The sequence below is a fragment of the Sandaracinus amylolyticus genome, from assembly GCF_000737325.1.
In the GTDB taxonomy this organism is placed as follows: domain Bacteria; phylum Myxococcota_A; class Polyangia; order Polyangiales; family Sandaracinaceae; genus Sandaracinus; species Sandaracinus amylolyticus.
In genome coordinates, this window is the sequence record NZ_CP011125.1 from 7,540,206 (window position 1) to 7,565,917 (window position 25,712).

A 25,712-nucleotide genomic window follows, 5' to 3' on the forward strand; every position below is an offset into this window, starting at 1 on the left:
TCTCACCGCGCGCGCCTGCGGCGCAGCGCGATCACGAGCCCGAGCGCGACCATCGCGAGCCACGGCGCGCTCGTCTGCGTCGCGCCGACGCGGCACGCGCAGCCGCCTTCGCTCGGCGGCGTCGTGCCTGCGTCGCTGTCCGACGTGCCGCCGTCGATGTCGTTCGTCGACGCGTCCTCGCCGATCGTGCCCGCGTCGGGATCGCCGGTGCCCGCGTCGTCGTCGATGCCGCCGTCGCCGCCGCCCTCGATCGTGCACTCCGCGCTGCAGCCGTCGCCGTCGTCGACGTCGCCGTCGTCGCACTGCTCGACGCCTTCCTGAACGAAGCCGTCGCCGCACGTCGCCGCGAAGCAGCCGTCGACGCACGCGTCGTCGTCGCTCGTGTTGCCGTCGTCGCACTCCTCCATGCCGGCCCAGACCTCGCCGTCGCCGCAGCGCGCCGGCTCGCACTCCGAGAGGCACGCGTCGGTCTCGATCGCGTTGCCGTCGTCGCAGTCCTCGACCCCCGCACGCACGTAGCCGTCGCCGCACGACGCGGCCGCGCAGCCCACGAGGCATGCGTCCTCGTTGCTCTCGTTGCCGTCGTCGCAGGTCTCGCCGCTCTGCACGATGCCGTCGCCGCAGTCCGGCGACGCGCACGAGTTCGGGCACGCGTCGGTGTCGACGCGGTTGCCGTCGTCGCAGCTCTCGACCCCCGCCTGCACGGAGCCGTCGCCGCAGCGCGCGGCGTTGCACATCACGCACGCGTCGGTGTCGCTCGTGTTCGCGTCGTCGCAGTCCTCGGTGCCGGTGCGCACGAACCCGTCGCCGCAGCGCGCGAGCTGGCACGCGCCGACGCAGCCGTCGGTGTCGATCGTGTTGCCGTCGTCGCAGATCTCGACGCCGGCGCGCGTGTAGCCGTCGCCGCACCTCGCCGCCGCGCACGAGTTGAGGCACGCGTCGTCGTTGCTCGTATTGCCGTCGTCGCACGCCTCGACGCCGGCGCGCGGGTAGCCGTCGCCACAGCGCGCGTCGAAGCACGAGTTGAGGCACGCGTCGCCGTTGCTCGTGTTGCCGTCGTCGCACTGCTCGACGCCGCTGCGCACGAACGCGTCGCCGCAGCGCGCGAGCACGCACGCGCCGACGCACGCGTCGGTGTCGCTCGCGTTGCCGTCGTCGCACTGCTCGACGCCCGACCACGTGTACGCGTCGCCGCACGTCGCGACCGCGCAGCTCGTGAGGCACCCGTCGGTGTTGCTCGGGTTGCCGTCGTCGCACGCCTCGACGCCCGCCTGCACCTGGCCGTCGCCGCAGCGCGCCGCGACGCACGAATTCAGGCACGCGTCGCCGTTGTTGGTGTTGCCGTCGTCGCAGACCTCGACGCCCGCGCGCACGTAGCCGTCGCCGCACCGCGCGGCCTGGCACGCGATGCAGCCGTCGGTCGTGACCGAGTTGCCGTCGTCGCACTGCTCGCTGCCCTGCACGATGCCGTCGCCGCAGGTCGCCGCGGCGAGGATGCAGGTGCTCGGGCAGCCGTCTCCGTCGGCGGTGTTGCCGTCGTCGCAGGTCTCGACGCCGGCGCGGACGAACCCGTCGCCGCAGCGCGCCGCGACGCACGCGCCGACGCAGGTGTCGGTGTTCACCGTGTTGCCGTCGTCGCACTGCTCGGTGCCGGTGCGGACGTAGCCGTCTCCGCAGCGCGCGCTCTGGCACATGATGCAGGCGTCGGTGCTCGACGTGTTTCCGTCGTCGCACTGCTCGCTGCCGGTGCGCACCTCGCCGTCACCGCACGTCGCGAGCTGACACGAGCTCAGGCACGCGTCGGCGTTGCTCGCGTTGCCGTCGTCGCACTGCTCGGGCCCGTTCGTCGCGCTGTCGCCGCAGCGCGGCCCGAGGCCGGTGCAGCCCGCGTTGCAGTGGCCGTACTGACCGTTGTTCGCGCCGCTGTCGCACGCTTCGCCGGTCTCCACGACGCCGTTGCCGCACATGACCATGTACGGGAACTCGTACGCGCCCATGTCGAACTGCGCGCCGCCGATCCCGTTGCCGTCGAGCGGGCGCGCGACGCCGTTGCGATCGTGATCGGGCGCGAGCATCACGCTCGCCGCGTCGACGCACACGCTCGATCCGGTGAGGCGCAGGTCGCTCGGCGCCGCGACGAACAGCGGGTTCGCCGACATGTTCCCGCTCTGTACGATCGGCGAGCCCGAGAAGTTCGTGCCGTTGTTCCAGACGTCGCTCGACACGACCTCGATCACCGTGCCCGCCCCGGAGCGGTTCACGCCGAAGCCGCCGTTGTTCGTCACGATGCTGTTCAGCACCCGCACGGACCGCGCGCCCGCGCTCGACTCGACGTGCACGCCGTAGGTCCCGTTGGCGTTCACCGTGCTGCTCAGGAGAAGCGTGTCGAGCGTGGTCGACGCGTTCTGCTCGACGTGGAGCCCATAGGTCGAGTTGTTGCGGAGCACCGCGTTCGTCAGCGTCGCGCCCCCGCTCGGCGTGACCCGCACGCCCGCGTTCGAGCACGAGTGGACCGTGATCGCGTCGGCGACCATCGTGCCGATCGCGATCCAGATGCCGTACTGCGCGTCGTGGATCGTCGTGCGCTGCACGACGTGGTTGGCCGCCGCGCTCTGGTAGAGCCCGTAGGTGCCCCGGCGGATCGTCACGCGATCGAAGGTCGAGGTGCCGGTGCCGTAGAGGCGCACGCCGTACCACGCGCCGATGCTGGTCCCCGAGCTCTCGAAGGTGATCTCGCTCTCGGCGGTGCCCGCCGCGACCACACGACCGAACACGCGCAGCTCGGCGCGCGTGGTGACCTCACCCGACCCCATGACGTCGCTGCTGTTCGCGAAGCGGAGCGTCACGCCGGGCTCGATCGTCAGCACGACGGCCGGCGCGACCGTCAGGTCGCCCGCGACGGTGTACGGGCTGCCCGCCGCGGTCAGCGTCGTGTTCACCCAGAGCGTCCCGTGCAGTCCCGCCGTCGCGTCGCCGCCGTAAGGCAGCGCGCCGATGTCCGTTCCCGTGCTCGACGCGAAGCGCGCCGGCGAATTCGAGGTCAGCCGCAGGTTCGTCGGCGCGCTCACGAACAGCGGGTTCGACGCGATGTTGTTCGACTGCGTGATCGGCGAGCCCGAGAAGTTCGTGCCGTTGTTCCACACGTCGCTGTGCGAGACCTCGATCACCGTGCCCGCCCCCGAGCGGTTCACGCCGAAGCCGCCGTTGTTCGTCACGATGCTGTCGAGCACGCGCACTGCGCGCGCCCCCGCGGTCGACTCCACGTGCACGCCGTACGTGCCGTTGGCGTTCACCGTGCTCTGACGCAGCACCGTGTCGACCGTGCTCGACGCGTTCTGCTCGACGTGGAGGCCGTACGTCGAGTTGTTGCGCAGCACCGTGTTCGTCAGCGTCGCGCCCCCGCCCGCCGTGACCCGCACGCCCGCGTTCGAGCACGAGTGCACGGTGAGCGAGTCCGCGACGAGCCCACCGATCGCGACCCACACGCCGTACTGCGCGTCGTGGATCGTCGTGCGCTGCACGACGTGGTTGGCCGCCGCGCTCTGGTAGAGACCGTAGGTGCCCCGGCGGATCGTCACGTGATCGAAGGTGGAGCTGCCGGTGCCGTAGAGGCGCACGCCGTACCACGCGCCGATGCTGGTCCCCGAGCTCTCGAAGGTGATCTCGCGCTCGGCGGTGCCCGCCGCGACCACACGACCGAAGACGCGCAGCTCGGCGCGCGTGGTGACCTCACCCGACCCCATGGCGTCGCTGCTGTTCGCGAAGCGGAGCGTCACGCCGGGCTCGATCGTCAGCACGACGGCCGGCGCGACCGTCAGGTCGCCCGCGACGGTGTACGGGCTGCCCGCCGCGGTCAGCGTCGTGTTCACCCAGAGCGTCCCGTGCAGTCCCGCCGTCGCGTCGCCGGTGTAAGGCAGCGCGCCGATGTCCGTTCCCGTGCTCGACGCGAAGCGCGCCGGCGAATTCGAGGTCAGCCGTAGGTTCGTCGGCGCGCTCACGAAGAGCGGGTTCGACGCGATGTTGTTCGACTGCGTGATCGGCGAGCCCGAGAAGTTCGTGCCGTTGTTCCACACGTCGCTGTGCGAGACCTCGATCACCGTGCCCGCCCCCGAGCGGTTCACGCCGAAGCCGCCGTTGTTCGTCACGATGCTGTCGAGCACGCGCACTGCGCGCGCCCCCGCGGTCGACTCCACGTGCACGCCGTACGTGCCGTTGGCGTTCACCGTGCTCCGACGCAGCACCGTGTCGACCGTGCTCGACGCGTTCTGCTCGACGTGGAGGCCGTACGTCGAGTTGTTGCGCAGCACCGCATCGGTCAGCGTCGCGCCGGCGCCCGGCGTGATCCGCACGCCCGCGTTCGAGCACGAGTGCACGGTCAGGCGCTGCAGGTCGGGTGCGCCGGCGTCCAGCCAGAGGCCGTACTGCGAAGTGTGGATGGTCGTGTCGGCGACGACGAGCGCGCTGCCCGCGGCGCTCGAGCGGATCCCGTAGGTGGCCTCTTCGATGCTCGCGTAGCGGATGATCGCCTCGCTGGCCCCGCTCTGGACCGCGATGCCCCACCAGCTGCCGACGGCCGAGCCCGTGCTGCGGATCGTGACCGGCGAGGACGCCGTGCCCTCCACCCGCAGCGAGCCCTGCACGATGATCTCGACGCGTGTCGTGCTCGCGCCCGAGCCCTGCCCGTCGCTCGTCGCGACGTCGATCACCACGCCGGGCTGGATCGTCAGCGTGGAGCCCGCGGGAACGATGATGTCCCCGTTGATGCGGTACGGGCTCCCGGCTGGAGTCCAGGTCTGGTTGATGATGTTGCCGCCCGGGACGGTCGTCTGCGCGGACGCGGCAGACGCGAAGAGCCAGAGCGAAGCGAAGAGCAGAGCGAACGAGGTGGCGCGACGCACGAGGACCTCCCCCACGACGGGGCTACGATACGCGAGCTCTCCGAGCGGCCTGCCTCGTTTTTCGCGTGAGAGCGCACGGGACGCAGCGCCGATGTCGGCCTTCGGCGTACCCCCGCGCCGCGCGATCACGCGCGGGCGCGTGGACGACGACGCAGCGCGAGCGCGAGGATCGCGAGCATCGTCGCGATCGGTGCGAGCGACACACGGCCGCGCGAGACCGCGCACGAGCCCGAGTCGTCACGCGCCGTGCTCGCGTCGGCGCCCGCATCGATGCCTGCGTCCACGCTCGTCGCTGCGTCGGTGTCCGCCGACGCGTCGGCGCGCACGCCTCCGTCGGGGTCGAGGTCGTTCGCGCAGCCCAGATCGGCGGCCGGCAGCGGCGTCGGCGCCGACACGTTGCCCGCGGCATCGATCGCCAGGAGGCCGGCTCCGGTGCCCGACGCGCGCGGCACGCGCGGCACGATGTGCAGCGCAGTGCCGGTGCCCGACACGATGCGCTCCACCGATCCCGAGGTCGAGATCGTGTGCACTCCGCCGACCGCGCCGTTCGCGTACACGAGCGCGAGGCCGCCGTCGTCGGTCGACGACCAGGTGAACCGCACGACCGCAGCGACGTGCGGCCCGCAGCACCCGTCGTTCCCGCAGACCACCGGCGAGCACGCGCTTGCGCTCACGCTCGGCGCGGTCGGCGGCGTGTCGTCGATCGTGTCGCCGGTGGTGAACGTCGCGAGCACCTCCGCGGCTCCGGCCGCGCACTCGATCGCGAGGTGTCCGTAGTCGCGCGCGCCGAGCACCTCGTACGTGCGATCCGCGGCGAGCATCGCGACGGGGCGCATCCGGTTCCACACGGGCGAGCGCTCGAGCGCGACGAGCTCGCCGGTCGTCGTGTCGCGGAGCGTGATCGCGTCGCGCAGCTGCACCGGCTCGTGGCCGGGCGGGAGATCGATGTGATAGGCGACCTCGATCTCGACGTTGAGCGGGACATCGGTCGCGCCGTCGGGCGGAGACGTGTGCGTGATCTCCGGGCACGGGGTCGGCAGCGAGCACGCCCTCGCGGACGTCGGATCGAGCACGAGCACGAGCGTGCACAACGAGCTCGCGAGGACGAGGAGCGTTGGGTTGGCGAGGGATGACACACCTTCGCGTCGAGCCAGTCGCATGCGAGCTACTCCTCCGCGGCGCCGAGGCCGTACTTGTTGAGCTTCTCGTGCAGCGTCGCACGGGAGATGCCGAGCCGTCGCGCAGCCTCGCTGCGGTTGCCGCCGCACTCCTTGAGCGCCGCGACGATCAGCCCGCGCTCGTAGGCCTCGACGCGCTCCTTCAGGCCGGCGCTCGTCGGTGCGCTCGCGCTCGGCGCGCCCGCGTCGGGGAGCAACGAGGGATCGATCTCGCCATCGCTCGACAGCGCGACGAGGCTCTCCACCGCGTTCTCGAGCTCGCGCACGTTGCCCGGCCAGCGATATGCGACGAGCCGCTCCATCACGCCGTCGGGCACGCGCAGCGGTCCGGTGCCGAAGCGCTCCTCGTAGCGATCGAGGAAGTGCCGGAAGAGCATCGGCACGTCGTCGGGACGCTCGCGCAGCGGGGGCACCGAGAGGTGCACGACCTTGAGCCGATAGAGCAGATCCTCGCGGAATTTCCCCTCGCTCACGAGCTGCGCGAGATCGCGATGCGTCGCCGCGACGATGCGCACGTCGACCGCCACCGGGCGATCCTCGCCGACGGGACGCACCTCGCCTTCTTGCAACACGCGCAGCAGCTTCGCCTGGGTGCGCCCGTCCATCTCGCCGATCTCGTCGAGCAGCAGCGTGCCGCCGTCGGCCTCGCGGAAGAGCCCCGCGCGCGTGCGGTGCGCGCCGGTGAACGCGCCCTTCGCGTGCCCGAAGAGCTCGGCCTCCGCGAGGTCGGGCGTGATCGCGGCGCAGTTGAAGCGCACGTACGGTCGATCACGGCGCGAGGACGCGCGCACGATCGCCTCCGCGACGCGCTCCTTGCCGGTGCCGCTCTCGCCGGTGATCAGCACCGTCACGTCGCGCGGCGCGACGCGCTGCACGAGCACCGCGAGGCGGCTCATCGGCGCGCTATCGAACACCATCGTGCGCGCGAGGTTCAGCTCACCCGCGAGGCGCGTGTTGTCGGCGCGCAGCGTCGCGCTCTCGAGCGCGCGGCGCACCACCGCGAGCAGCTCGTCGGGCTCGAACGGCTTCTTGAAGTAGTCGAACGCGCCGAGCTTCATCGCGTCGACAGCCTGACGCTCCGAGCCGTGCGCGGTGATCATCACGACGACCGGCGCGTCCGGCCGCGCCTTGATGCGGCGCAGGAGCTCCATCCCGTCCATGCGCGGCATGCGCAGATCGGTGATCACGAGCGCGTGATCTTCGAGGCGCGCGAGCGCGTCCGCGCCGTCCTTCGCCTCGTCGACGTCGAGCCCCGCGTCCTCGAGGAAGCCGCGCAGCGTGTAACGAACGCCCGCGTCGTCGTCGACCACCAGCGCGCGCGTCACGACGCCACCTCCTGCGCGACGATCGGCGCGGGCGGGAGCACGAGCGTCGCGACGCACCCGCGCGCATCGACGCGGTTCTCGAGCGTGAGGTCGCCGCCGTGCTGCCGCGCGAGACCACGCGCGAGCGCGAGGCCGATGCCGGTGCCCTCGTCCTTCGTGGTGAAGCCCACCGTGAACAGCTTCTCGTCCGCGCCGCTCGCGATCCCGGTGCCCTCGTCGAGCACCTCGATGCGCGCGTTCGTGCCGTCGCGCTCAATCGCGACACGCACCTCTCCGTCGCGCGGGCTCGCCTCGATCGCGTTCTGCACGAGGTTGATCAGCACGCGCTTGATCTTCCTCGGATCGCACCGGAGATGCAGCTCGCCGTCCGGTGCGACGAGCCTCACGTCGCGCTGGCGGGCGATGCCCTCGTGCAGCTCGAGCACCTCGCGCGTGAGCGCGTGGAGATCGACGTGCTGCTCGTCGATCGGGACCAGCGGGCGCGAGTAGCTGAGGAACTCGTCGAGGATGAGCTGCAGGCGGTCGACCTCGCGCCGGAGCACGTCCATGCGCTCCGCGGTCTGTCCGCCGAGATCCTTGCGCACCAGCGCCGCGAGCCCCTTGATGCTCGCGAGCGGGTTCTTGAGCTCGTGCGCGATCTCCGCGGTCATCTGCGAGAGCGCGCGCGTCGTCTCCTCGTACATCTCGAGCTCGCGATCGCGATCCTCGACCTGCTCGCGCAGGATCTGCATGAGCACGGTGCGCAGCGCGCGGCCGATCGCCATCCCGCCGAGCAGCACGACCGAGAGGAACCCCGCGCCGAACCACGGGCCCCACCCCGGCGTGCCCGGCGGCGCGAAGAGCCCGTGCCACGCGCTCGGGACGAGATCGGGCAGCACGCCCGACGCCTGCACCGCGGCGAACACCCAGACCGTCGGCACCTGCACGAACGCGACGAAGATCATCCCGAAGCGCGTGGGCGCGATCAGGTTCATCACCACCGAGATCAGCGGGAGCGCGACGGCGATCGGCCCCGCGAGCCCGCCCAGCACGAACACGACGACGAGCTGCGCGATCCCGCTGATCCACGCGGTCGCGAGCATCTGCCCGTGGCTGAGCCGTCCGTCCTTCCACGCGCGCCGCTCGAAGTATCCGAGCGACGCGATCGAGAGCACCGCGAAGACGAGCAGCGTCCACCGCCAGACCGCGGGACCGACCCAGGAGAGCCCGAGGATGATCGTGAGCCCGACGGGCGCGAGACGCTTGCGGTGACGGATGATCTCGCCGACGACGCGCGAGCTCGCGAGCTGCTCGAGATCGTCGAGCGCCTTCGCGCGTTCCTCGAGCGTGCGGGGATGCGATGCGGGTGCTTGCAAAGGACGCGAGGCTCCGGTCACCGGCTCAGCAAACCACGAGCCACGCAGGGTCCGCGAGATCACGCGGGATCGCGGCGGCCGAAGCGTCCGGAGATCCGGCGCGCACCGTCCGACACCCCCGACAGCTCGAGCGGCTCGCCCGAAAAAACAGGCGCAGGAGCGAGAGGCACGCGGGTTGCGAAGCAGGCCCGACATGAAGCGCGTCGTCGCTGCCGGCACCGTCCTCGTCCTGCTCCTCGTGCTCGCCCTCACGCTCCGCATCCGCGCGCAACGCGAGGCGCAGAGCGGACCGCCGGGCGGCGCGGGCGTGGTCGAGGCGGTCGCGGTCGACGTGGGCTCGCGCATCTCGGGTCGCATCGTCCAGCTGCACGCACGGGAGGGCGCGGAGGTCCACGCGGGCGATGCGCTGCTCGAGCTCGACTGCCTTCAGGAGCGCGCGCGGCTCGCGGAGGCCGAGGCGCGGATCGACGCGGCGCGCGCGCAGCTCGCGGGCTCGCTGGCAGCGGTGCAGACGGCGTCGCGGAGCACGGTCGCCGCGAGCGCGGCGGCGCGCGCGGCCGAGGTGCGGATCTCGGCGGCGTCGGTGCAGCAGGAGACGTACGCGCGCGAAGCGGCGCGCGTCGCGAGCCTCGGGCCCGCGGCGTCGGCGCAGAGCCGCGACATGGCGCAGTCGCAGGCGGTCGGCGCGGAGACCGAGGTCGAGGCGGCGCGTGCCCAGAGCCGCGCGACGCGCGCGCAGATCAGCATCGCGCGCGCGCAGATCGACGCGGCGGACGCGCAGGCGCGCGCCGCGGCGAGCACGCTCGGCGCGTTCGAGGCGCTCCGCGACCTGCAGCGCATCGCGGTCGACGAGTGCGTGGTGCGCGCGCCGCGCGACGGAGTGCTCGAGGAGGTCTACTTCGAGGCGGGCGAGATCGTGTCGCCGGGCGCGATCGTGGTGCGGCTCGTCGATCTCACGGAGGTGCGCGCGACGTTCTACCTGCCGAACGCCGAGCTCGCGGAGGCACGCACCGATCGCGACGCCGAGGTGATCGCCGACGCGTGGCCCGACCAGCGCTTCGCGGGCCGCGTGATCACCGTGGCGAACGAAGCGGAGTTCACGCCGCGCAACATCCAGACGCGCACCGATCGCGACCGCCTCGTCTACGCGATCGAGGTCGCGGTGCCGAACCCCGAGCGCCGCTTGCGCCCCGGCATGCCGGTGCAGGTGACCCTGCGATGAGCGGTCTCGGAATTACGATCGACGCGCGCGATCTCGTTCGAGATTTCGGAACGAAGAAGGCGCCGGTGCACGCGGTGCGCGGGCTCTCGCTCGAGGTGCGGCGCGGCGAGCTCTTCGGGCTCGTCGGTCCCGACGCCGGGGGCAAGACGACGACGATGCGCATGATCGCGGGGCTGGTGCGCCCGACGAGCGGGATGGTGCGCGTGCTGGGAGAAGATCCGTGGAAGGGCGCGCAGAAGGTCCGCGACGCGCTCGGCCTGATGCCGCAGGAGCACAGCCTCTACGGTGATCTCTCGATCGAGGAGAACATGCAGTTCTTCTCGAAGCTCTTCTGCCTCTCGCGCGCGCAGTACCGCGAGCGGCGCGAGCGCTTGCTCTCGATCACGCGCCTCGGCGCGTTCACCGCGCGCCGCGCCGACGCGCTCTCGGGCGGCATGTACAAGAAGCTCGCGCTGATGTGCGCGCTCCTCCACCAGCCCGAGGTGCTGCTCATGGACGAGCCGACGAATGGCGTCGATCCCGTCTCGCGCCGCGAGCTCTGGGAGCTGATCTACGAGCTCGTCGATCAGGGCATGACCGTGCTCGTCTCGACGCCCTACATGGACGAGGCGTCGCGCTGTCATCGCGTCGCGCTGGTCCACCAGGGGCGCGTGCTCAGCGAGGGTGATCCCAACGTGCTCGTGCGCGATCTCGAGTGCCCGACCGCCGAGGTCGTCGGCGGGGATCGCGAGGCGGTGCACACGATCCTCGCGTCGCTCCCCGAGGTGCTCGCGAGCTCGCCCGCGGGCGCGCAGCTGCGCGTGGTGATCGCGCCGGGCGCGAGCGATCGCGTCGCGGGCGCGGTGCGTGTCGCGGGCGCGAGCCTCGCGCCGGCGCAGCCGGCGTTCGAAGACGTGTTCCTCGCGAAGGTCGCGCTCGCGGAGAGGCAGGCCGCATGAGCGCGGAGCATGCGATCACGGTGGACCACCTCGCGAAGCACTTCGGTGCGTTCAAGGCGGTCGACGACGTGTCGTTCCACGTCGAGCGCGGTGAGATCTTCGGCTACCTCGGCGCGAACGGCGCCGGGAAGTCGACGACGATCCGCATGCTCTGCGGCCTGCTCGCGCCCACCGCGGGCCGCGCGATCGTCGCGGACGCCGACGTCGCGCGCGAGCCCGAGAAGGTGAAGCGCGGCATCGGGTACATGTCGCAGAAGTTCTCGCTCTATCTGGACCTCACGGTCCGCGACAACCTCGAGTTCTTCGGCGGCATCTACGGCGCGAGCGGCAAGGCGCTGCGCGCGCGCATCGACGAGGTGCTCGATCACGTCGGCATGCGCGCCCACGAGGACGACCTCACGGGCTCGCTCCCCGGCGGTCTCCGCCAGCGGCTCGCGCTCGGCTCCGCGCTCCTCCATCGGCCCGGGATCGTCTTCCTCGACGAGCCCACCGCGGGCGTCGATCCCAGCTCGCGCCGCGACTTCTGGACGCTGATCCGCGGCCTCGCGCGCGAGGGCACGACGGTGTTCGTCACGACGCACTACATGGACGAGGCCGAGTACTGCGCGCGCATCGGGCTGATGGTCGCGGGCAAGCTCGTCGCCCTCGACACGCCCGCCGCGCTCAAGCGCGATCTCGTCCCGGGCACGATGCTCCGCATCGAGGGCGCGCTGCTCTCTCGCGCGCTCCCCGCGCTGCGCGCCCACGACGGCGTGATCGGCGCCGACGGCTTCGGCACCGGCCTCCACGTGCGGATCGACGCCGCGCGCACGAGCGACGAAGACGTGCGCGCGATCCTCGCGTCGAGCGGCGCGACGATCCGCTCGATCGAGCGCATCACGCCGACGCTCGAGGACGTGTTCCTCGCGGCCGCGGACGCGGGCACCGAGCAGCGCATCCGAGGAGCGGGCGCATGACCCGCACGCTCACCCGCGTCCTCGCGATCGCGCACAAGGAGGTGCTCCACGTCCTGCGCGACGTGCGCACGCTGTACCTCGCGCTCGGGATGCCGGTCGTGATGCTCGTGCTCTTCGGGTTCGGCGTGAGCTTCGATCTCGACGACATCCCGCTGGTCGTCGTCGATCAGGACGGCACCGCGACGTCGCGCGAGCTGGTGCGCCGCATGATCGCGAGCGGCGAGCTGATCGAGGTCGCGCGCGTCGACGATCCGAGCGAGGCCGAGCACCTCTTCGTCACCGGCGACGCCGCCGCCGCGCTGATCATCCCGGTCGGGTTCGCCGACGATCTCGGTGCGGGCCGCGCGACCGAGCTCCAGCTCCTCGTCGACGGCGCCGACAACAGCACCGCGACGAACGTGCTCGCGAAGGTCGACGCGCTGGTCGCGGTGATCGGCGGCGATCTCGCCGCGCGCGGCGCGCGCCCTTCCCCGCCGATCGACACGCGCGTCATCACCTGGTTCAACCCGCAGGCGCGCTCCGCGCTCTATCTCGTGCCGGGGCTCGCGGCGTACGTCCTCGCGATCGTCGCCGTCCTGCTCACCGCGCTCACCGTCGCGCGCGAGTGGGAGCGCGGCTCGATGCAGCAGCTCTTCGCGACACCGGTCTCGCGCCTCGAGATCGTCGTCGGCAAGCTGCTGCCCTACCTCGGGCTCGGCGCGATCGCGGTGCTTCTCGTGCTCGCGTCGGGCGCGTGGATCTTCGACGTGCCCATGCGCGGCGATCCCGTCGCGCTCGGCGTGTGCGCGCTGCTCTTCCTCGTCGGCATGCTCGGCCAGGGCCTGCTGATCAGCGTCGTGACCCAGAACCAGATGGTCGCGACCCAGGTCGCCACGATGAGCTCGATGCTGCCGTCGATGTTGCTCTCGGGGTTCCTCTTCCCGATCGAGAACATGCCGCTGCCGCTCCAAGTGATCTCGAACGTCGTGCCCGCGCGCTACTTCATCGACGCGCTTCGCGGCGTGCTCCTGCGCGGCAACGGCTTCGCCGAGCTCTGGGGCGACGTGCTCGCGCTCGCGATCTTCGCGATGGTCGTGCTCGCGATCGCGACGCGCCGCTTCAAGCGGGAGATCGCGTGATGCTCGCCGCGCTGCGTGCCGTGGTGACGAAGGAGGTTCGCCAGACGTTGCGCGACAAGCGCATGATGGCGCTGCTCATCGCGGCGCCGGTGCTGCAGCTCGTCATCTTCGGCAACGCGGTGAGCTTCGAGATCGATCGCGTCCCCACGGTCGTCGTCGATCACGATCGCAGCGCCGCATCGCGCACCTTCGTGCAGCGCCTGCTCGCCGATCGCACGCTCGAGCTCGCGGGCGAGGCGCTCACCGCCGACGAGGCCGCGCGCGCGCTGGTCACCGGCCGCGCGGCGGCCGCGGTCGTGATCGAGCAGGACTTCGCACGCCGCATCGCGCGCGGCGTGCCGCACGAGCCCGCGACCGTGCAGGTCATCGTCGACGGCACGAACCCCAACAAGAGCAGCGTCGCGGCGAACGCCGCGTCGCGCTTCTCGCAGGTCGCGGCGCGCGAAGCGATCGGCGAGCGCCTCGCGCGCCTCGGCGCGTCGGCGCCGCGCATCACGCCCGCGCCCTCGCTCGAAGCGCGCGTCCTCTACAACCCGCGCCTCCGCACGCCGATCTACATGGTGCCCGGCATCATGGCGATGCTGCTGCTCGTCGTGACGACGATCATCACCGCGATGGGCCTCGCGCGAGAGCGCGAGAGCGGCACGCTCGAGCAGGTGCTCGTCACGCCGGTGCGCCCCGCCGTGCTCATCGCCGGCAAAATGCTCCCGTTCGCCGCGATCGGGCTCTTCGACTTCGGCCTCGCGATGGCGGTCGGCGCGTACGGGTTCGACATGCCGATCCGCGGCTCGCTCGTGCTGCTCTCGGGCGTGACGCTGCTCTATCTCGTCGCGACGCTGAGCGCGGGCCTGCTCATCTCGACGATCAGCCGCACCCAGCAGCAGGCGTTCATGGGCGGCTTCCTCTTCATGCTGCCCGCGGCGCTGCTCTCGGGGATCATGACGCCGATCCACGCGATGCCGGCGTGGCTCCAGCCCCTCACGCTGGTGAACCCGCTGCGGCACTACGCGATCGCGATGCGTGCAGTGCTCCTGCGCGGCGCCGGCCCCGAGGACCTGCTGCCCGAGATCCTCGCGCTCGCGGCGATCGGCGGGACCCTCGCGGTCCTCGCGGCGACACGCTTCCGCAAGACGCTGGCGTGACGTCCGAGATCGGGAGTGGGCACCTGCCCAGACCGGCGCGAACCGGCCGGCCGTCCGCCGGGAGTCGCGCGGAGTGGCGTCCAGAAGCGCGCGAAATCGCTCGCAATTCCGCGATGCCGTGCGCCGCGCCTCCGCGTCCGAGCAGGATCGGGGCCCGTTGCCCCCGGAACGGAGCACTGCTACAGGTCGGTCTGGCCCCGCATTCCCCGCCGGGTCCGGTTCGCCCCGTTCGGCCGAAGGTGCTGTTTCGGAGCGCGGGAGACGCGGGGATCGTGCTGTCGCCGACACGTCGGCGGACAGGCTGACCCGATTCATGGATTCCTCGAACCCCGAGCCCGACCCGCGCGCAGACCTGGCGTCCGACGACGCGTCGAACGAAGCAGGCGAGCGCGACGCGAACGGCTCCGCAGCGGTGACGAACGGCGCGCCCCGCGCCCGGCGATCGCGCAGCCGCCGCCCGCCCGCGACGATCGCCGCGGAGACCACGACCGACGAGGTCGAGCCTCCGAAGAAGAAGCGCACCCGCCGCAAGAAGCCCGCGGACGAGACCGCGGCCGAAGCGCCGACCGCGACCGACGCCGCGATCTCCGCCGAGACCGCAGAGGAAACGACCGAGGCGCGGCGCCCCTCGGACCGCCGACGCCGCAGCCGGCGCCCGCCGCCGGCCGCAGCGTCCGAGGCTGCAGCGTCCGAGCCCGAGGCCGCAGCGTCCGAGGCTGCAGCGTCCGATCCCGAGGCCGCAGCGTCCGAGCCCGCGATCGTCGCGGCCGAGGTCGTGATGCTGGTCGAGACCGTCGAGGAGATCGCGTCCGACCCCGCGCGCGACGTCACTCCGGACGACGTCGTCGCGACGGAGCGCGCCGAGCTCTTCGCGTACGGCGATCCCGACGCCGTGACCGAGGCCGACCTCGCGATCGTCCGCGAGCTGCGCGCCGCCGATCGCGCGACGCGCCAGCGAGAGCGCGACCGTGATCGCCGCGAGCGCCCGCGAGAGCGAGATCGCGATGCGCGCTCGGCGCCGAACCGCGTCCCGGAGCTCCCGCCGCTCCCGACGACCGGCCCCAAGCCGACGATCCACCGCCGCGCGTTCCCCTCGGAGCACCTCGACGAGGACGCGCTCAAGGTGCTGCGCCGCCTGCACCGCAACGGCTACCGCGCGTACCTCGTCGGCGGCTGCGTGCGCGACCTGCTGCTCGGTCGCAAGGCGAAGGACTTCGACGTCGCGACGAGCGCGCGTCCCCACGACGTCAAGCAGCTGTTCCGCAACTGCCGGATCATCGGCCGTCGCTTCCGCCTCGCGCACATCCTCTTCGGCGGCGGCAAGGTCATCGAGACCGCCACGTTCCGCCGCGATCCCACGGCGGCGGCCGACGAAGACACGTTCGTCGCCGAGGCCGAAGAGGCACGCGAGGCGATCGACAGCGGCGAGCTCGACGTCGCGACCGTGCTGCGCCCCGCGATGAAGGCGCGCGACGACGACGCGGATCTGCTCATCCGCAACGACAACGTCTTCGGCGAGCCGCACGAGGACGCGCTCCGCCGCGACTTCACGATCAACGGGCTCTTCTACGACGTCGAGCGCGGCGAGGTGATCGACTACGTCGGCGGCCTGCGCGATCTCGAGCGCCGCGCGATCAACACGATCGGCCTGCCGGACGTGCGCTTCCGCGAGGACCCGGTGCGCATCCTGCGCGCGATCAAGTTCTCGGCGCGCCTCGATCTCGGCATCGATCCCGACTGCTACGACGCGATGGTCGCGCAGCGCGAGGAGCTCCTGAAGGCCGCGAAGCCGCGCCTTCTCGAGGAGATCCTGCGGCTCTTGCGCGGCGGTGCGGCGCACCGCTCGGTCTGGCTCGCGTGGGAGATGGGCGTGCTCTCGGTCGTGCTGCCCGAGCTCGCTTCGTTCCTCGACGACGACGCGCCGCGCTCGAAGCTGCTCTGGGGGCGCCTCGACGCGATCGACGCGGCGGTGCGCAACAAGCGCGTGCCGAGCGACTCGGTGCTGCTCGGCGCGCTGCTGCTCGGCCCGATCGAGGAAGCGATCGAGGGCGCGAAGGATCCCAGCGTCGCCTACGAGGACTTCATGCACGAGGTCACCGAGTCGCTCGCGGTGCCGCGCCGCATGAAGGAGCGCATGCGCGCGATCATCGGATCGCAGCGCCGCCTGCGCGCCGGGCGCCACGCGCCGCTCACGCGCCGCGACTTCTTCGAGGAGGCCGTGCAGCTCTTCGAGCTCGAGCACGCCGCGCGCGGCCAGAAGGCCCCCGATCTGCACGCGGAAGCGATGCACCCCGAGGGCGACGGCGAGACCGCGATCCGCCGTCGCCGGCGCCGCCGCTCGCGGCGCTGAGCTCCGACCCGGGCGCCGTCTCGCCACCGCGAGCAGGGCGACCGCGATCCGGACCGGCTGGTCACCACTCGGCGCACGGGTACCGAGTGCTCACCGACGCGCCGCTGCCGGGAACGGGCGTGAGGCTCTGGACGATGTTCCGCGATCCCGATTCGTGATCACGACGCCGCGTCGCGGACCGCCTCCACGATCGACCGAGCGCTCGACTACGATTCGCGCGATGGTCGTGCGGATCGCCGTCGTCGCGCTGCTCGTGCTCCTGTCGGGCACCGCGCGCGCGCAGATGCCGCCGCGGCTCGCGCGCGCGCTCGCCTCGCCACGCTACCCGCGCCAGCCGCTGCTCTCTCCGGCCGGTGCGGTCGGCGCGCCGCTCGTGTGGGCGCGCCACGGGCTCGGCGAGGGGGCGACGATCTGCGTCATCGACACCGGCGTCGATCCCCGCCATCGCGATCTGCGCGACGCCGACGGGCACACGCGCATCGAGTGGCTCGTCGATCTCGAGCGCGCGACGCCGACCGGCGATCATCTCGAGCTCGAGGCGCGCTACGGCGTCGCGATCCATGCACGCGCGACGATCGACGCCGCGCTCGCCGCGGGCACGCCGCTGCCTGGAGATCGACACGGGCACGGCACCGCGATCGCCTCGATCGCCGCGGGCGACGACAGCGGCGGCGACACGCCGGGGCCGCTCGCCGGCGTCGCACCGCGCGCGTCGTTGATCGTCGTGCGCACGCTGCGCGCCGACGCCGCGGGGTTCGAGGACGACGACGTCGTGCGCGCGACCGAGCTCTGCTTCGCGCTGACCGACGACCCGGCGCGCACCGTCGCGCTGCTCGCGCTCGGCGGGCACGACGGAGCGCACGACGCGAGCGAGCCGCTCTCTCGCGCGCTCGGCGCGATGGCGCGCGAAGGACGCGCGCTCGTCGTCGCGGCAGGCAACGACGGCGATCGTGCGATCCACGCGACCGGACGCGCGCTGCCCGGTGCGCCCGCGCGCGTCACGCTCCACGTGCCGACGCCGCGCACGACCGACGCGCACTGGGTCGCGATGGTGGTGCGCGGAGCGCGCGACGTGTCGTGGGTCGCGCCGAACGGCACCTCGCTCCGCGCGCGCGAGGGCGAGATCGCGATGACCGGTCACGAGAGCGGCTATCTGCTCCTCGACGCGCGCGACGCGGGCGCGATGCGCGCGGTGGTCGGCGGCGGCGGCGCGGACGCGATGCTGCATGCGGGCGACTACGAGCTCGTGATCGAAGGACGCGACGTGCCGTTCGACGCGTGGATCGTCGAGGCGCGCCTCGGCGCGACGCTCGGCACGGCGACGCTCGATGGTGTCCACGTCGTGCCCGGCGAGTCGGTCACGATCCCCGCGACGACCCCCGAGGTGATCGCGGTCGGTGCATCGATCTCGCACGCCGAGCACGGTGCGCTCGCGCTGCAGGCGCGCGACGACGGGAGCGCGACGTTCTCGGCCCGTGGGCCGTCGTCGGCCGGGCGTCCGCGTCCCGACGTGATCGCGCCGGGCGGGTTCTTCGCCGCCGCGCTCTCGAGCGATCTCGAGCCCGACGATCCGTGGAACCTGATCGGCGGCTCGCGCCCGGTGCTCGATCGGCGGCGGGTCGACGAGACGCACCTCGTGCTCGAGGGGAGCTCGGCCGCCGCAGCGGTCGTCGCCGGGGCCTACGCGCTCGCGCTCGCGACCTCACCCGCGGATCTCGAGCGGGATCGCGCACTCCTCGCCACCACGACCGACGCGACCGACGCGACCGACGCGTGGACCGACACGCGCGGCGCCGGCGTGCTGCGCGTCGATCGCTGGCTCGACGCGCGCCTCGCGCCCGACGTCGCGCGCGCGATCGATCCCGAGCGCAGCGCGCTCTCTCTGACGCGCACGCTCGCGCTCCCTCGCGCGACCGACGTGCACGCGATCGCGCGTGTGATCGACGTCGACGGCGCGCCGGTGCACGGCGGTGAGCTCGTGCTGCGCACGAACGGTCGCGTGCTCGCGCGCGCGGCGATCGCGCACGGGCGCGCCGAGGCTCCGATCACGATCGACGCGCCCGCGGGCGAGCGCGTCGTGATCGAGGGCGAGGCGAGTGGGATCGCGATCGGCGCATCCGCGATCGACGTGCGCGTCGACGAGAGCGCGCGTGGCATCGCGGTGCCGCGCGGCGGGGCACACTGCGCGATCGGCGCGCGGCGCGAAGGCTCCCTGGTGTGGATCGTGATCGCGCTCGCGCTGCTCGCGCGGCGACGCTGACGGAGTCCACGCCGTGGACTCGGAAGTCCGCGTGCGCGGACTCGGAAGTCCACGCCGTGGACTCGGGAGTCCGCGCGCCCACGACCTAGTCGCTCTCGGCAGCGCGATCGACGACGACGCGGAACCCGCGGACGTTCTCGTCGGGCTCGTCGGCGTCGGGCCTGCGCCACGACACGTTCGTGATCACGACGAGCACCTCGGCGACGCTCGCGTCGAGCTCGATCGGCAGATACGCGCGCGGCTCGCGACGAATCGGCGTGCGCATCCGACCGAGCTCGCGCCCGCTCGCGTCGAGGCGCACCGCGACCATCGACCACGTCACGCCGTGCTCGCCGCGCAGCCACACGCGCAGCCGCGATCCCTCGGGCGCGCCGCGCACGTCGACGCGCACGTATGCGCTGCCGCCCGGCTCGAGCTCGAGCTCACCGCGGTACGGCGAGCGCGGCAGTCGCGCCCACTCCACGCGCGCGACCGGCACCTCGCCGGGCACGTCGCGCATCATCGCGATCGCCCCTGCGCCGAGGCCCGCGCGCGGGCCGGTGAAGTAGCGCGCGACCGCGACCTCCTCGAGCAATCGCGGCCACGTCCCGCGCGTGCGCGAGAGCGACAAGAAGTGCGCGACGGCGTGCCACACGTCGGGCTCCGCGCGCAGTCCCTCGCCCTCCCACGTCCACTGCCGTGCCCCCTGCACCAGGTCGCGCACGAAGTCGCCGCTGCCTCCGTCGTGGCGCGCGCTGATCGCGCCGAGCAGCATCGCGCCGCCTTCGCCCGAGCCCGGCGCGTGCGAGACCAGCCCGCGATGCGCCGCGGCCTGCTGCGCCGCGATCGCGTCCTCCGCGCACCCGAACGAGCCCGTGACCTGCCACGCGACGAACGCGCCGATCGCGCGGCGCCACGCGGGCGCCTCCGCGGGATCCTGCTGTGCGAGCACGGCCTGCGCGTAGGCGTACACCGCACAGCTCGCCAGGTCGGCGCTGCGCGCGTCGATCGTCGCAAAGCTCGTCACCGCGTCGAGCGACGCCCACGCGATCGGCACGTCCCACCCGACCCGCACCCAGCGCGGCGGGACCTCGTCGCTCTCGCCGGGCGCAGCCTCGGGCTCCTCGAAGCGACCCGCCGCGGGCAGCGCGTCGACGAGATAGACGTCGAGCTCGTCACCCCCGCCGCGACCGCCGTCGGAATGGGGCTCGCCCCACCCGTTCGACGCCATCCACGCATGCGCCGTCTCGAGCGCGCGGAGCGTCGTCGCGACGCGCGCCTCGTCGGCTCCGTGCACCGCCACGGGCGCGCGCCACGAGCGCGCGACGAGCGCGTCGTCCGCGGGGCGCGGCGTCGGCTCGGTCCACGCGACGCGCGGCCCGGTCCAGCGCGGCATCGAGCCCTCGGCGATGGCGCGCGCCCACGCGTCGATGACGCCGTCCTCGCGGGGCACGTCGCCGTCCTGCGCGCGCGCGACGGACGCGACGAGCGCGATCACCACCAGCGCGCAGGTGCGCGAAAACCGAACGGAAGTTGACACCGAGCCTGCGAAGCTTCTACACAAGCACGGGCAGGAGAGCCACTCGAGCATGCCTCAGCCTTCGCCCTTCGACCCCGGGGGTTTCTTCGAGTTCGACCTCGCGGGAGGCGAGGTGCGAGCGCGGAGTGGGAACCGGGTCCTCGTGCTCTCCGACACCGTCGTCGCGCCGCTCGTTTCCGCCGCGGTGCAGAACGGAGATCTCACCGCCGTGCGTCGCCTCGGTCGCCACATGGGCGAAGAGGTCGCGCGCGCGCTCGAGGGCGAGGCGCGCGAGGCGCCGCCCGAGCTCGTGCTCGGTCACGCGGCGACCATCGTGTCGCTCTTCGGCTGGGGCCGGCTGCGCCTCGAGCGCTGGGGCGACGCGCTCTGCGCGCGGCTCGATCAGCTGCCGCAGCTCGACGCGGATCATCTCGCGATCGCGGCGCTGCTCGGCGGGCTCTTCTCGGCGCTCGCGCGGCACGAGGTCGCGTGCGTGCCGGTGTCGAGCGACGGGCGCTTCCTGCTGGTCGATCCGCAGATCGCGGAGCTCGTGTGGAACTGGTCGCGCGCCGGCGACGACGTGCCCGCGATCGTCGGGCGCCTCGCGGTGGGCGCGGACGCGGAGGCGGCGGGATGAGCGACGTCGGCAAGCTCGAGGCGCTGCTCGCACGCGTGCAGCGCAACCGCAGGCCGGCACCGCCGAGCCTCGAGGACGTGCTGCGCGGGCGCATCGGCGCGGGCGCGGTGACGAAGGCCGCCGCGCCGGTCGCGATCGCACCGGTCGCACCGACGCCGGTCGCGGTCGCACCGACGCCGGTCGCGGCGAAGCCCGCGGCGGTCGGAGCGACGCCCGCGAAGATGCGCGCGCCGACGCCGATGGAGCAGGCGCTCGCGGTCCCGCGCGACAAGGCGGAGCCGGACATCGAGGTCGTCGTCGACGAGGACGAGGAGCTCGCGGAGACCGGCGAATTCGCCGAGGTGCACACCGGCGAGATCGAGGTCACCGAGGGCGCGATGCGCGAGGCCGAAGCGCGCGCCGAGCGCGAGCGAGCCGAGCGCGAAGCGCGCGAGCAGCAGGAGCGCGAGGCCAAGGAGCGTGAAGCCGCCGAGCGCGAAGCCCGCGCGCGCGCCGAGCGTGAAGCCGCCGAGCGCGAGGCCCGCGCGCGCGCCGAGCGTGAAGCCGCCGAGCGCGAGGCCCGCGCGCGCGCCGAGCGTGAAGCCGCCGAGCGTGCCGAGCGCGAGGCGCAAGAGCGTGCCGGGCGCGAGGCCCGTGCGCGCGCCGAGCGCGAGGCCCAGGCCCGCGCGGAGCAGCAGGCGCAGGAGCGCGCCGAGCAGCAGGCGCGCGACCTCGCGACGCGTCCGCACGAGGCCGCCGAGCTGCACCCCGTCGAGCCCGTCGCGAGCGGTCCCGTCGCGCGCGTCGCGCGCCCGATGGATCTCGAGCCCGCGACGTTCGGGCGCCTGATGCAGCGCACGCTCGCGCTGCGTCCGCGCTGAGCCTTCGCGCCGCGAGAGATTCTGGAGCCGGACGCGCGCATGCTCCTCACGATCGACGTCGGCAACACGCACACCGTGCTCGGGCTGTGGGACGGCTCGAAGCTCGCGCACGACTTCCGCATCGAGAGCTCGAAGGGCCGCACCAGCGACGAGATCCTCGTCCTGCTCCTGACCCTCATGGACGTCGCGGGCGTCGATCGACGGCACGTGCACGCGAGCATCGTCGCGTCGGTGGTGCCGGCGCTGACCGATCCGATCTGCCACGCCGCGCGTCGCGCGTTCGGGCACGAGACGATGCAGGTCGGCCCGGGCATCAAGACGGGCATGCCGATCCTCTACGAGAACCCGCGCGAGGTCGGCGCCGACCGCATCGCGAACGCGGTCGCGGCGTACGAGCGCTGCAAGAGCGCGGTCGTCGTCGTCGACTTCGGCACCGGCACGAACTTCGATTGCGTCTCGCCGAAGGGCGAGTTCCTCGGCGGCGTGATCGCGCCGGGCATGCAGATCAGCGCCGAGGCGCTCTTCAGCCGCGCCGCGCGCCTGTCGCGCATCCCGATCGCGAAGCCGCCGCGCGCGATCGGCCGCAACACGCAGCACTCGGTGCAGTCGGGCATCGTGTTCGGCTACGTCGGGCTCGTCGACGGGCTCGTCGATCGCATCCGCGACGAGATCGAGGGCCCGTGTCGCGTGCTCGCGACCGGCGGCCTCGCGCGCCTCGTCGCGCCGGAGTCGCGCACGATCGAGGAGGTCGTCCCCGACCTCACGCTCGAGGGCCTGCGCCTGCTCTACGAGCGCAATCAGTAGAGCGGCTCGCGCCAGCGCTCCTCGCGCCGCGCCTTCAGCATCTCGATCACCGCGCACAACGTCGGATCGTCGCGCCGTCGCACGTCGAGGCGCGCGCCCTTTCCCTGGTTGCAGCGCGCGCACGCGAGCGCGAGGTTCGCCACGTCGTCGGTCCCGCCGTGGGTCGTCGGCTCGATGTGCTCGATCGTCGCGATCGTCTCGCCGCTCTCCTCGACCACCACGCGCGCGTTGCAGTGGATGCAGCGCCCGACCCACACGCGATCGCCGCGCACCTCGCTGCGCTCGAACGTGCGATCGGTCGCCACGATCGCGAGCACGGTGCGCCCTCGTCCCCGTCGCATCGCGCGGTTCGTGGAGCGCGGCGCGCGCCGCGTCGAGCCACCCCGAGCTCAGCCGACCGTCGCGAGCGACGCGACCGCCGAGATCAGCGCCTCGGGCTCGACCGGCTTCGGGATGTGCACCTGGTAGCCCGCGGCGAGCGCGCGCTTGCGATCCTGATCGCGCGCGAACGCGGTGAGCGCCGCCGCGGGCACCGCGATCCCGCGCCGTCGCACCTCCTCGATCAGCGCGTATCCGTCGCGCTTCGGCATCCCGATGTCGCTGAGCAGCACGTCGAAGGGCGCGCGCTCCATCACCTCGAGCGCTTCGTCTGCCGACGACGCCGTCGACACGTCGGCCTCCGCGAGCTCGAGCACCTGCGCGATCACGTCGCGTGCGTCGGGCTCGTCGTCGACCACCAGCACCCGCACGCCGCCGAGCCGCCGCAGCGCGTCCGGCCCGCGCTTGGCGCGCTCCGTCGCCGGCGTCGTCGCGACCTCGCGCGCGGTCGCCGGCAGCGTGATCGCGAAGCGCGCGCCCTTGCCCACGCCCTCGCTCTCCGCGCGCACGGTGCCGCCGTGCATCTGCACGATCTGCTGCACGATCGCGAGCCCCAGCCCGAGCCCGCCGTGCCGTCGCGTCGTCGTCTGATCCGCCTGCCGGAACCGCTCGAACACGTGCGGCAGGAACTCCGGATCGATCCCCTGCCCGCTGTCCGCGACCGCGATCTCGACCTCGTCGTCGCGCCGCGCGATCGACACCTCGACACGCCCGCCGCGCGGCGTGAACTTGATCGCGTTCGACAGCAGGTTCCAGATCACCTGCTGCAGCCGCGTCGCATCGCCCCGCACGCGCGGCACCGGCGAGTCGACCACGGTGCGCAGCGTGATCTCCTTCGCGCTCGCGGCGGCGCGCACCGACTCGAGCGCGGCCGACACCGCGGCGCTCGGATCGAGCGGATGCACCTCGAGCGCGAGCTTGCCCGCGATGATGCGGCTCATGTCGAGCAGATCCGCGATCAGCGTCGCCTGCAGCTGCGCGTTGCGCGTGATCACGTCGAGCCCGCGCTCGAGCCGTGCACGATCGTCCGGGCCGCTGCGCAGCAGGTGCGCCCACCCGAGGATCGCGTTGAGCGGTGTGCGCAGCTCGTGCGAGATCGTCGCGAGGAATTCGTCGCGCATGCGGCTCGCGCGCTCCGCGTCCTCGCGCGCGCGCCGCTCGCTCTCGAGCAGGCGCGCGCGGTCTTCCTCGGCGCGCTTGCGCTCCGAGACGTCGAGCGTCACCGCGCGCAGCACCACGGGCCGTCGACCCTCCGGTGTGTCCTCGAACGTCGTGCGACCGCGCGACTCGAGCCAGTGCACCTTGCCGTCGGTCCCGAGCACGCGGCTCTCGTCCAAGAACATCCCGTCGCCGCTCGGATCGAGGCTGCGCTCGAACGCCGCGCGCGAGCGCACGACGTCGTCGGGATGCAAGCGCGTCAGCGCCTCCTCGAGCGTCGACTCGGGCGTCGCGCCCCAGAGCTCCAGCATGCGCTCGGACCAGCGGAGCTCGCCGGTCGTGACCCAGTACTCCCAGTCGGCCGCGCCCGACGCCTCGATCGTCAGGCGCCAGCGCGCGTCGTCGCGCTGTCGCTCCTGCTCGAGCGCCTTGCGCGCGCTGAGGTCGATCACCGCGCCGCTCGCATGCACGAACCGACGTGCGTCGCCCTCGCCTCGGAACTCCGAGCGCCCGCGCGCCAGCACCCACGCCACGCTCCCGTCGGGACGCACGAAGCGGTGCTCGCTCTCGAACACTCCGTCGCCGCGCGGATCGACCGACTGCGCGATCTCCTCGAGCACCCGCGCGCGATCGTCCGGGTGGAGCAGGCGCTCGAGCACCCCGATCGTGATCGGCTCGTCGACCTCGGGAAGACCGACGATGCGGCGCAGCTCCGGCGACCACTGCGCGCACTTGTCCTCGCGCACCTCGAACGTGCCGAAGCCCGCGGCGGTCGCCGCGAGCCGCAGCCGCTCGTCGCTCTCGTGCAGCGCGCGCTGCACGCGCCGCGCCTCGGTCGTCTCCTGCGCGACGACGTTCACGGCGACCACCGTCCCCGTCGTCTCGTCGCGGATCGGATAGAAGCTCTCGACCCAGCTGCGCATCACGCCCGGCTGCGCCGGCGTCTCGCCCTCGAGCTCCACGCGCAGCACGGGCTCGCCGGTGTCGAGCACGTGCCGCAGGATCGACTCCGCTTGATCGGCGATCCCCGGGAGCACGTCGCGCACCCGCCGCCCGAGGTGCGCGGCCGCCGGCACGCCGTTCATCTCGGCGAGCCGCTCGTTGATGCGCACCCATCGCAGCTCGCGATCGACCACGCAGAGCCCGATCGGCGCGGTGCGATAGGTCGCTTCGAGCTCCGCGGCGCGCCGCCTCGCCTCGGCTTCGCTGTGGCGGAGCGCCTCCTCGCTCTCCTTGCGCGCGCTGACGTCGACCGCCGAGAGCACCACGTACTCGACCGCGCCGCGCTCGTCGCGCACCGGCAGCAGCTGCAGCTCGATCGCGACGAGCCGTCCTCCCGTGACGCGCACGTCGACGTCGAAGCGCACGCGCTCGCCGCCCGCCGCGCGCTCGGCGCCGTCGCGCACCCGAGCCGCGACCTGCTCGTCGTAGGCGAACCACGGCGCTTCCCAGACCTTGCGCCCGACGACCTCCTCGGCCTCCCGCCGCGCGGTCTCGAGCGCCGCGCGATTCACCTCGACGAGCGTGCCGTCGCGCTCGATCACGCCCGCGAACACGAGCAGCGCGTCGAGCACGTTCCGGATGTCGCGCTTCGTTCCTCCGCTCAACTCCACCTCGCCCGTGCGCGCATCTCCG

Annotated in this window: 17 protein-coding genes; 10 read left to right on the plus strand and 7 right to left on the minus strand. The window is 72.9% G+C overall.

The window, feature by feature from the left end; translation table 11 throughout:
• Positions 1-2: 2 nt before the first annotated feature.
• From DB32_RS31825 to DB32_RS31840, 4 genes are all read right to left on the minus strand, one after another.
• On the minus strand, positions 3-4,898 hold the full coding sequence (locus DB32_RS31825) for a DUF4215 domain-containing protein (protein WP_169791621.1): 4,896 nt from the start codon (positions 4,896-4,898) through the stop codon (positions 3-5).
• Between the two features lie 125 nt (positions 4,899-5,023).
• Positions 5,024-6,058 carry a hypothetical protein gene (locus DB32_RS31830; RefSeq protein ID WP_157069621.1) on the minus strand — a complete coding sequence of 345 codons (1,035 nt, stop codon included), beginning with the start codon at positions 6,056-6,058 and terminating at the stop codon, positions 5,024-5,026.
• 5 nt (positions 6,059-6,063) lie between these two features.
• Positions 6,064-7,401 (minus strand): sigma-54-dependent transcriptional regulator, encoded by a 1,338-nt coding sequence (locus DB32_RS31835; RefSeq protein ID WP_053239025.1) that lies wholly within the window; start codon positions 7,399-7,401, stop codon positions 6,064-6,066.
• On the minus strand, positions 7,398-8,756 hold the full coding sequence (locus DB32_RS31840; protein ID WP_053236416.1) for a sensor histidine kinase: 1,359 nt from the start codon (positions 8,754-8,756) through the stop codon (positions 7,398-7,400). The genes DB32_RS31835 and DB32_RS31840 overlap by 4 nt, the downstream gene beginning before the upstream one ends.
• A gap of 193 nt (positions 8,757-8,949) precedes the next feature.
• Here DB32_RS31840 and DB32_RS31845 point away from each other — a divergent pair, with 193 nt between their 5' ends.
• The 7 genes from DB32_RS31845 to DB32_RS31875 all read left to right on the plus strand — a co-directional run bounded on the left by DB32_RS31845 (position 8,950) and on the right by DB32_RS31875 (position 18,742).
• Positions 8,950-9,978 (plus strand): HlyD family secretion protein, encoded by a 1,029-nt coding sequence (locus tag DB32_RS31845; protein WP_053236417.1) that lies wholly within the window; start codon positions 8,950-8,952, stop codon positions 9,976-9,978.
• Positions 9,975-10,916, plus strand: a complete 942-nt coding sequence (locus DB32_RS31850) for an ABC transporter ATP-binding protein (RefSeq protein WP_053236418.1) — start codon at positions 9,975-9,977, stop codon at positions 10,914-10,916. Before DB32_RS31845 ends, DB32_RS31850 begins: the two co-directional genes overlap by 4 nt.
• Entirely contained in the window at positions 10,913-11,872 is a 960-nt protein-coding gene (locus DB32_RS31855) for an ABC transporter ATP-binding protein (protein WP_053236419.1), read from the plus strand. Before DB32_RS31850 ends, DB32_RS31855 begins: the two co-directional genes overlap by 4 nt.
• Entirely contained in the window at positions 11,869-12,990 is a 1,122-nt protein-coding gene (locus DB32_RS31860) for an ABC transporter permease (RefSeq protein ID WP_053236420.1), read from the plus strand. The genes DB32_RS31855 and DB32_RS31860 overlap by 4 nt, the downstream gene beginning before the upstream one ends.
• The gene (locus tag DB32_RS31865) at positions 12,990-14,132 is read left to right on the plus strand and encodes an ABC transporter permease (RefSeq protein ID WP_053239026.1); all 1,143 of its coding nucleotides are present in this window, start codon (positions 12,990-12,992) and stop codon (positions 14,130-14,132) included. Before DB32_RS31860 ends, DB32_RS31865 begins: the two co-directional genes overlap by 1 nt.
• A gap of 313 nt (positions 14,133-14,445) precedes the next feature.
• Positions 14,446-16,482 carry a tRNA nucleotidyltransferase/poly(A) polymerase-related protein gene (locus DB32_RS31870; RefSeq protein WP_075097677.1) on the plus strand — a complete coding sequence of 679 codons (2,037 nt, stop codon included), beginning with the start codon at positions 14,446-14,448 and terminating at the stop codon, positions 16,480-16,482.
• A gap of 220 nt (positions 16,483-16,702) precedes the next feature.
• Positions 16,703-18,742 carry a S8 family serine peptidase gene (locus tag DB32_RS31875; protein WP_053236421.1) on the plus strand — a complete coding sequence of 680 codons (2,040 nt, stop codon included), beginning with the start codon at positions 16,703-16,705 and terminating at the stop codon, positions 18,740-18,742.
• A gap of 85 nt (positions 18,743-18,827) precedes the next feature.
• On the opposite strand, the gene DB32_RS31880 is transcribed toward DB32_RS31875, so the two are convergent.
• Positions 18,828-20,261, minus strand: coding sequence for a hypothetical protein (locus DB32_RS31880; RefSeq protein WP_157069622.1), 1,434 nt, complete (start codon positions 20,259-20,261; stop codon positions 18,828-18,830).
• A 49-nt stretch (positions 20,262-20,310) separates the two neighbouring features.
• Here DB32_RS31880 and DB32_RS31885 point away from each other — a divergent pair, with 49 nt between their 5' ends.
• The 3 genes from DB32_RS31885 to DB32_RS31895 are packed head-to-tail and all read left to right on the plus strand — an operon-like array spanning position 20,311 to position 22,541.
• Entirely contained in the window at positions 20,311-20,877 is a 567-nt protein-coding gene (locus DB32_RS31885; protein ID WP_053236423.1) for a hypothetical protein, read from the plus strand.
• Positions 20,874-21,737: a hypothetical protein gene (locus DB32_RS31890; RefSeq protein ID WP_053236424.1), complete on the plus strand. Its 864-nt coding sequence runs from the start codon at positions 20,874-20,876 to the stop codon at positions 21,735-21,737. Before DB32_RS31885 ends, DB32_RS31890 begins: the two co-directional genes overlap by 4 nt.
• 39 nt (positions 21,738-21,776) lie before the next feature.
• Positions 21,777-22,541, plus strand: a complete 765-nt coding sequence (locus tag DB32_RS31895; RefSeq protein ID WP_053236425.1) for a type III pantothenate kinase — start codon at positions 21,777-21,779, stop codon at positions 22,539-22,541.
• Here DB32_RS31895 and DB32_RS31900 read toward each other — a convergent pair.
• Both DB32_RS31900 and DB32_RS31905 read right to left on the minus strand, forming a co-directional pair.
• Positions 22,535-22,882 (minus strand): HNH endonuclease, encoded by a 348-nt coding sequence (locus DB32_RS31900; protein WP_053236426.1) that lies wholly within the window; start codon positions 22,880-22,882, stop codon positions 22,535-22,537. The genes DB32_RS31895 and DB32_RS31900 overlap by 7 nt on opposite strands.
• 48 nt (positions 22,883-22,930) lie before the next feature.
• Positions 22,931-25,684: a hybrid sensor histidine kinase/response regulator gene (locus tag DB32_RS31905; RefSeq protein WP_169791622.1), complete on the minus strand. Its 2,754-nt coding sequence runs from the start codon at positions 25,682-25,684 to the stop codon at positions 22,931-22,933.
• Between the last annotated feature and the right edge of the window lie 28 nt (positions 25,685-25,712).

What these genes read in the sequence shown, in the direction of transcription:
- DB32_RS31830 (WP_157069621.1), bottom strand. Translation starts at nt 6,058, where the DNA reads ATGCGACTGGCTCGACGCGAAGGTGTGTCATCCCTCGCCAACCCAACG.
- DB32_RS31845 (WP_053236417.1), top strand. Translation starts at nt 8,950, where the DNA reads ATGAAGCGCGTCGTCGCTGCCGGCACCGTCCTCGTCCTGCTCCTCGTG.
- DB32_RS31850 (WP_053236418.1), top strand. Translation starts at nt 9,975, where the DNA reads ATGAGCGGTCTCGGAATTACGATCGACGCGCGCGATCTCGTTCGAGAT.
- DB32_RS31855 (WP_053236419.1), top strand. Translation starts at nt 10,913, where the DNA reads ATGAGCGCGGAGCATGCGATCACGGTGGACCACCTCGCGAAGCACTTC.
- DB32_RS31860 (WP_053236420.1), top strand. Translation starts at nt 11,869, where the DNA reads ATGACCCGCACGCTCACCCGCGTCCTCGCGATCGCGCACAAGGAGGTG.
- DB32_RS31865 (WP_053239026.1), top strand. Translation starts at nt 12,990, where the DNA reads ATGCTCGCCGCGCTGCGTGCCGTGGTGACGAAGGAGGTTCGCCAGACG.
- DB32_RS31870 (WP_075097677.1), top strand. Translation starts at nt 14,446, where the DNA reads ATGGATTCCTCGAACCCCGAGCCCGACCCGCGCGCAGACCTGGCGTCC.
- DB32_RS31875 (WP_053236421.1), top strand. Translation starts at nt 16,703, where the DNA reads ATGGTCGTGCGGATCGCCGTCGTCGCGCTGCTCGTGCTCCTGTCGGGC.
- DB32_RS31885 (WP_053236423.1), top strand. Translation starts at nt 20,311, where the DNA reads ATGCCTCAGCCTTCGCCCTTCGACCCCGGGGGTTTCTTCGAGTTCGAC.
- DB32_RS31890 (WP_053236424.1), top strand. Translation starts at nt 20,874, where the DNA reads ATGAGCGACGTCGGCAAGCTCGAGGCGCTGCTCGCACGCGTGCAGCGC.
- DB32_RS31895 (WP_053236425.1), top strand. Translation starts at nt 21,777, where the DNA reads ATGCTCCTCACGATCGACGTCGGCAACACGCACACCGTGCTCGGGCTG.
- DB32_RS31900 (WP_053236426.1), bottom strand. Translation starts at nt 22,882, where the DNA reads ATGCGACGGGGACGAGGGCGCACCGTGCTCGCGATCGTGGCGACCGAT.